A 6,094-nucleotide genomic window follows, 5' to 3' on the forward strand; every position below is an offset into this window, starting at 1 on the left:
AGAAAAAACGCCCGCTTTTCGAGGGCGGGCGTGGTGCGTGGCGCGGGGGTGCGGATCAGGCGCTGCCGCGTGCCATCTCCATCAGGCGCGCGATGCGCTCTTCGGTCGGCGGGTGGGTCGAGAACAGACCCTTGATGCCGTCGGCCGAGAGCGGGTTCATGATCATCATCTGCGCCGTCTCGGGGTGGGCTTCGGCGGCTTCGAGCGGAATGCCCTGGGCGTAGCGGTGGATCTTGTCGAGCGCGGTGGCCAGCGCCTGCGGATCGCCCGAGATCTCGGCGCCGCCACGGTCGGCCTCGAACTCGCGGGCGCGGCTGATCGCCATCTGGATCAGGCTGGCGGCCAGCGGCGCCAGGATGGCCACGGCCAAGCCGGCCAGCGGGTTGACCGGGCGGCCCTCCTCGTCGCGACCGCCAAAGACCATCGCGAAGTTGGCCAGCATCGAGATGGCGCCGGCCATGGTGGCGCTGATGGTGCTGATCAAAATATCGCGGTGCTTCACGTGGGCCAGCTCGTGGGCCATCACGCCGCGCAACTCGCGCTCGCTGAGCACGCGCAGGATGCCGGTGGTGGCGGCCACGGCGGCATGCTCGGGGTCGCGTCCGGTGGCGAAGGCGTTGGGGGCCTGCTCGTCGATCAGGTAGACGCGCGGCATCGGCAGCTCGGCGCGCTGCGCCAGCTCGCGCACCATGCGATAGAACTGCGGCGCGCTGGTTTCATCGACTTCGCGCGCGTTGTACATGCGCAGCACCATCTTGTCGCTGAACCAGTAGCTGAAGAAGTTCATGCCCAGCGCCACGACGAGCGCCATCATCATGCCCGCGCGTCCGCCGATCATCGACCCGATGGCCATGAACAGGGCGGTGATCGCGGCCATCAGCACGGCCGTCTTGAACAGATTGAACATGGTTAGGTGAGTCCTTCGTCAAAGCGGCAACCCCAGCGGTTGCCCAGTAGCTATAGATGCGGGTTGACCCCGAGAGTTCAACCCAGGGTGGTGCCGGGGGGCACCGGGCGGGCATGCAGCAGGTCACGCACGGCCTGACGTTTGCCGCCCGGGCGCTGCACCGTTTTCAAAGCGAGCGCTTGCTCACCGCATGCCACGACGAGGTGCTCACCGTTGGCATGCAACACCGTGCCGGGCGCGCCGCTGGCGGGCACCACGTCGGCCGCCCACAGCTTGACGGCCTCGTCGCCCAGCGTGAAGTGAGCGCCGGGGAAGGGGTCGAAGGCGCGCACGCGGCGCTCGATCTGGGCGGCGGGCAGGCGCCAGTCGATCGCGGCCTCGGCCTTTTCGATCTTGTGCGCGTAGGTCACGCCCTCGGCCGGCTGCGGGGTGCGCGTCAGGCCGCCGCATGCCGCCAGCTCGAGCGCCTCGACGATCATTCGCCCGCCCAGCGCGGCCAGGCGGTCGTGCAGCGCGGCGGTGGTGTCGTCGGGGCGGATCGCTTCGCGCTCGATGAGGAGCATGTCGCCGGTGTCCAGGCCCGCGTCCATCTGCATGATGGTGATGCCGGTCTCCAAGTCGCCCGCCTCGATGGCGCGGTGGATCGGCGCGGCGCCACGCCAGCGCGGCAGCAGCGAGCCGTGGATGTTGAGGCAGCCGCGCGGCGGCAGGTCGAGCACCCACTGCGGCAGGATCAGGCCGTAGGCGGCCACGACCATCGCGTCGGCGCCGGTCGCTTGCAGCGCGGCTTGGGCCAGCGCCGCGTCTTCCGGGTATTTGCCGTCGAGCCGCAGGCTGCGCGGCTGCTCGACGGGGATGTCGTTTTCGACTGCGAACTGCTTGACCGGCGAAGCCTGCAGCTTCATGCCGCGGCCGGCGGGGCGGTCAGGCTGGGTGAGCACCAGCGCGATCTCGAAACCGGCGGCGTGCAGGCGTTCCAGCGCCACGCGGGCGAACTCGGGCGTGCCGGCAAAGACGAGCTTCATCACAGGCTGGGCCCGTGCTCGCGGGCGGCGCGGGCCAGCTCTTCGCGGGCCAGTTGCTCGTCCTCGCGGGTCTTCTTGATCATCTTGGTCTTGATGCGGTTGCGCTTGAGCGGCGAGAGGTATTCGACGAACACCTTGCCCAGCAGGTGATCCATCTCGTGCTGCACGCACACGGCCAGCAGGTCGTCGGCGTCGAATTCAAACGATTGGCCGTCGCGGTTGAGCGCGCGCACCGTCACGCGGGCGTGGCGCTCGACCTTGTCGTACACCGTGGGCACCGAGAGGCAGCCTTCGTCCCACACGATGATCTCGTCGCTCACCCGGGTCAGCTCGGGGTTGATCAGCACCAGCGGCGCGTTGCGCTCTTCCGAGGTGTCGATCACGATGACGCGCTCGTGCACGTCGATCTGCGTGGCCGCCAGACCGATGCCCTTGGCGTCGTACATGGTCTCGAACATGTCGTCGATCAGTTTGCGGACGCGGTCGTCCACCTGCGCCACCGGCTTGGCAACCTTGTGCAGGCGAGGGTCGGGATATCGCAGGATGGGGAGCAAGGCCATGGGTGTTGAGGCCGCGCCAGGCGCGGGAAAACTATGTGGAAGTGACACAACGTAAAAGGCCGAAATGACGGGCGTGCGCCCCGTAACTCCGGGCAAATTTCATTGCGGCAATCAAAGATTTAGGGGCAGAATCGACTAAATCAATTGAGGTTTAGCTCTCAATTTTCGCGCAATCCCGGCAAACGTGCCGGGTTCGGCTCAACCAGCAACCATCAAAACGCGCGGGCAGCCTCTGGTTTGCCCCGCCAGCGGAGACCCCTTCCATGATGCAGTGTCCGTCCCAGCGTCTCGAGTCCCAGTCGGCTGTGAAGCGTCCGTCCGCGCCCTCCGCGCTGCGGTTGATGCAGCGTGCGCTCCGGACGGTCGGGGTCTGCGGCGTCTTGCTCGGTTCGTTCACGCTGGCCCACGCCGAGGGTGACGAGGCACCGGCCGCCGCCGCCGCGCCCAAGCATTACCCGGTCACGGCGCAGCAGCGCGCCACCGCCAAGCAGGTGGCATCGGCCGGCGTGCCGCTGTCCGAGCTGGCCGACAACGCACCCGATTCGTACAAGGTCAAGTCGGGCGACACGCTGTGGGGCATCTCCGGCATGTATCTCAAGCGCCCGTGGCGCTGGCCCGAGCTGTGGGGCATGAACCTCGACCAGATCCGCAACCCGCACCTCATCTACCCTGGTCAGATCCTTTTCCTCGACAAGAGCAACGGCCGCGCCCGTCTGCGCGTGGGCGAGCCGGTGGGCGAATCGTCGAGTGGCTCGGGCAAGCTCTCGCCGCGCGTGCGCTCGGGCCCGCTGTTCGACGCCATCGGCGCCGTGCCGATGCACCTGATCGAGCCCTTCCTCAACGAAGCGGTGATCCTGCAATCTGAAAGCGAACTGGCCGCCGCGCCGCGCATCGTGGGCACGCAAGAGGGCCGCGTGGTGCTGACCCGTGGCGACTCGGCCTACGTGCTGGGCGAGCGCAACGGCGTCAACGACTTCCGCATTTTCCGCACGCCCAAGGCGCTGACCGACCCCACCACCAACGAAGTGCTGGGCTACGAAGCGGTTTACGTGGGGCAGGCTGAATACGTGCGCTCCGGCGCCGAGATGCCCGACGCCGGCACCAACAGCCTGCCGGTGGCCGACACCTACACCATCATCGCCAGCCGCCTCGAAGCAGGCATCGACGATCGCCTGTCTCCCGTGCCGGCGCGGGAGTACACCCGCTACGCACCGCACGCCCCCGCCAACGAAATCGGCGGACAGATCGTCTCGATCTACGGCGACGGCTTGAGCGCCGGCCAGAACCAGGTCGTCGCGCTCAACCGGGGCACCCATGACGGCATCGAACGCGGCCACGTGCTCGCCCTGGTCACCGACGGCAAGCAGCGCGTCGATATCACCGATCCGGCCAAGCCAACCATCAAGCTGCCCAACGAGCGCACCGGTCTGCTGTTCGTGTTCCGCGTGTTCGACCGCATGTCGTATGCGTTGATCCTGAAGTCGCAAGACCCCGTCAAGCGCGGCGACCGGTTCGCCCAGCCCTGATGCGGCCATCCTGACGCTCTGATCGAGGCCCTCCGCGTGAGGGCCTCGGCATTTGGGGGGAGGCGCATCGGGTGGCCCGGGCCATCGGTCGAGCCATGGGCCGATTGATGTGATACTGCCGCGGTGATTCCCCGCGACGAACTTGCCGCCTGGCTGCGGCTCCTGCTCACGCCCCAGATCGGGCCCGTTTCGGCCCGCCACCTGCTGGCGGCGTTTTCTTCTCCCCAAGCGGTTTTTGACGCCTCGATCAGCGCCCGCACGGCGGTGGTCGGCGAGCGCGAGGCGCGCCTGCTGGCCGTCGAGCCTGCCGAATTGGCCGGGCATGTCGATGCCACGCTGGTCTGGCTGGCCGAAGGGGCCGATCGCAGCGTGCTGACGCTGGCCGACCCGCTGTATCCGCGTGCCTTGCTCGAAGCCCCCGACCCGCCGCTGGTGCTGTTTGCGCAGGGCCAACTGGCGCTGCTGGGCGCGTCGGCCATCGCGCTGGTCGGCAGCCGCAGCCCCACGCCGCAAGGGCGCGACAACGCCCGTGCCTTCGCGCTCGAATTCGCCCGCGCCGGCCTGGTCGTCGTCTCGGGCCTGGCCCTGGGCGTGGACGGCGCGGCGCACGAAGGCGCGCTCGAGGGCCTGCCGCCGGGAGCGCTGGGCAGCACGATCGCCGTGGTGGGCACCGGGCTCGACCGCGTCTACCCCAAGCGCCACCACGCGCTGGCGCACCGCATCGCGCAGCACGGTCTGCTGCTCAGCGAATGCCTGCTCGGCACGCCGCCGCTGCCGCCCAACTTCCCGCGTCGCAATCGCATCATCGCGGCGCTGGCGCGCGGCACGCTGGTGGTCGAGGCCGCGCTGCAATCGGGCTCGCTCATCACCGCGCGGCTGGCTACCGAAATGGGCCGCGAGGTCTTCGCCATCCCCGGCTCGATCCACTCGCCGCAGGCACGCGGCTGCCACGCGCTCATCAAGCAGGGCGCCAAGCTGGTCGAGACCGCGCAAGACGTCCTCGACGAGCTGTTCTGGGGCGCCGGCGGTGCGGCGCGCAGCCTGCCAGGCAAGTCTGGGGTGACGGCGCCGGCGCCCGGCGCGGCGTTCGAGCTGGCCGCCAACGATGTGCCCGCTACGCCCACAACGCCGACCATGCCGGCCGCGTCCACCGACCCGCTGCTCGACGCCCTGGGCTTCGACCCCATTGGCCTCGACGCGCTCAGCGCCCGCACCGGCCTGAGCAGCGCCGATCTCAGCGTGCGCCTGCTTGATCTCGAACTCAGCGGCCAGGTGGCACGCCTGCCGGGCCAGCTCTTTCAACGGCGGGGGGCCGCATGACGGATCGCGCCGCCAACCAACCGCTCGTGCGCTGGCTGGGCCGAGTCGACTACGCCCCCACCGCCCAGGCCATGCAGGACTTCACTGAGGCGCGCACGCAAGCCGGTGTGGCTCCGGTGCCCGACGAGATCTGGCTCTGCGAGCATCCGCGCGTCTTCACGCAGGGGCTGGCCGGCAAGGCCGACCACGTGCTACTGCCCGGCGACATTCCGGTGGTGCAGACCAATCGCGGCGGCCAGGTCACCTACCACGGCCCCGGGCAAGTGGTGGCCTACCCGCTGGTCAATCTCGCGGCGCTCAACATCTACGTCAAAGAGTATGTTTTCAGGCTCGAGCAAGCGATCATCAAGACGCTCGAAACCTACGGCGTCACCGGCCACCGCGTGAGCGGCGCGCCCGGCATCTACGTGCGGCTGGACGACCCGTTCAGCCACGCTCGCCTCGCGCCCCCGGCGCCGGGTGGTGACCCGTTCGAGGGCCTGGGCAAGATCGCCGCGCTGGGCATCAAGGTGACGCGGCATTGCACCTACCACGGTCTGGCGCTCAACGTGGCGATGGACCTCGAGCCCTACTCGCGCATCAACCCGTGCGGTTATGCCGGGCTGCGCAGCATCGACCTTTCTACAATTGGCGTTCAGACCACGTGGGACGAAGCCGCGCAGCGGCTGGCCGAGAAGCTCTCGGTTTACCTGAGCCCCTGAGTCTGCGCCGCGCCATGTCTGCATCTGATTCCACGCCGTCCGACTCCACTGCACC

6 protein-coding genes are annotated in these 6,094 nt (G+C 68.7%); 3 read left to right on the forward strand and 3 right to left on the reverse strand.

The genetic code is table 11. From position 1 onward, the window contains the following. Positions 1 to 55 precede the first annotated feature (55 nt). The 3 genes from htpX to def form a co-directional block, all read right to left on the reverse strand. Positions 56 to 907 (reverse strand): zinc metalloprotease HtpX, encoded by an 852-nt coding sequence (gene htpX / locus ACE3SS_RS14440; RefSeq protein WP_374595133.1) that lies wholly within the window; start codon positions 905 to 907, stop codon positions 56 to 58. A gap of 77 nt (positions 908 to 984) precedes the next feature. Continuing rightward, a complete protein-coding gene (gene fmt, locus ACE3SS_RS14445; protein WP_374595135.1) occupies positions 985 to 1,932 on the reverse strand; it encodes a methionyl-tRNA formyltransferase in 948 nt (315 codons plus the stop codon). Then, a complete protein-coding gene (gene def, locus ACE3SS_RS14450; RefSeq protein WP_374595137.1) occupies positions 1,932 to 2,492 on the reverse strand; it encodes a peptide deformylase in 561 nt (186 codons plus the stop codon). Before def ends, fmt begins: the two co-directional genes overlap by 1 nt. Positions 2,493 to 2,833: 341 nt before the next feature. Here def and ACE3SS_RS14455 point away from each other — a divergent pair, with 341 nt between their 5' ends. The 3 genes from ACE3SS_RS14455 to lipB all read left to right on the forward strand — a co-directional run bounded on the left by ACE3SS_RS14455 (position 2,834) and on the right by lipB (position 6,039). Beyond that, positions 2,834 to 4,018, forward strand: coding sequence for a LysM peptidoglycan-binding domain-containing protein (locus tag ACE3SS_RS14455; RefSeq protein WP_374595139.1), 1,185 nt, complete (start codon positions 2,834 to 2,836; stop codon positions 4,016 to 4,018). Positions 4,019 to 4,144: 126 nt separating this feature from the next. Then, the gene (dprA, locus tag ACE3SS_RS14460; RefSeq protein WP_374595143.1) at positions 4,145 to 5,338 is read left to right on the forward strand and encodes a DNA-processing protein DprA; all 1,194 of its coding nucleotides are present in this window, start codon (positions 4,145 to 4,147) and stop codon (positions 5,336 to 5,338) included. Beyond that, the gene (gene lipB, locus ACE3SS_RS14465) at positions 5,335 to 6,039 is read left to right on the forward strand and encodes a lipoyl(octanoyl) transferase LipB (protein WP_374595141.1); all 705 of its coding nucleotides are present in this window, start codon (positions 5,335 to 5,337) and stop codon (positions 6,037 to 6,039) included. The genes dprA and lipB overlap by 4 nt, the downstream gene beginning before the upstream one ends. Positions 6,040 to 6,094 lie beyond the last annotated feature (55 nt).

The organism is Aquabacterium sp., from assembly GCF_041915145.1.
Classification (GTDB): Bacteria; Pseudomonadota; Gammaproteobacteria; order Burkholderiales; family Burkholderiaceae_C; genus Aquabacterium.